The organism is Acinetobacter lwoffii, from assembly GCF_024129435.1.
Taxonomy (GTDB): Bacteria; Pseudomonadota; Gammaproteobacteria; order Pseudomonadales; family Moraxellaceae; genus Acinetobacter; species Acinetobacter lwoffii_F.
The window spans coordinates 1-372 of sequence record NZ_JAMXXN010000087.1 but is presented as its reverse complement, the minus strand read 5'-3'; the positions used below and the strand labels follow the sequence as shown (position 1 = coordinate 372).

Below are 372 nucleotides of genomic sequence, written 5' to 3'. Positions count from 1 at the left end.
TTACACTTTTTTAAAACTTGATCGCGGATCTGACTTTAGAAATGAATAGATCAATTGAATTTTGGTTCTTGGAAAAATCCAGCAGCAGCCCATTTACTTTAGATCGGATCTCTTTCGGATCAGTCAGTTCTCCATTCATTAAGTTTTTCAGTAGTGCACCCACTTTATTCATATCTGCTTTTAGGCTACGGATCTCCTGGATTGTTTTTACATCCGTCACGCTTTTAGGCTGGTAGCCCAAACCAAGATCACGCAAATATTGAGAAGCTGATAAATTTCCCTGAGCAGCATTTTCTTCAATTTGCTTTTTCTCAGCTTCAGTTACCACAACTTGAATTACTTTTTGGCGTATCCGTTTCGGCTTTTTCTGTT

General features: G+C 38.2%; 1 protein-coding gene. It reads right to left on the bottom strand.

The features are described from left to right. Positions 1-10: 10 nt before the first annotated feature. Positions 11-372: plasmid mobilization protein (locus tag NI455_RS15640; RefSeq protein ID WP_253114903.1), on the bottom strand; the 362-nt coding region annotated here is incomplete at its 5' end.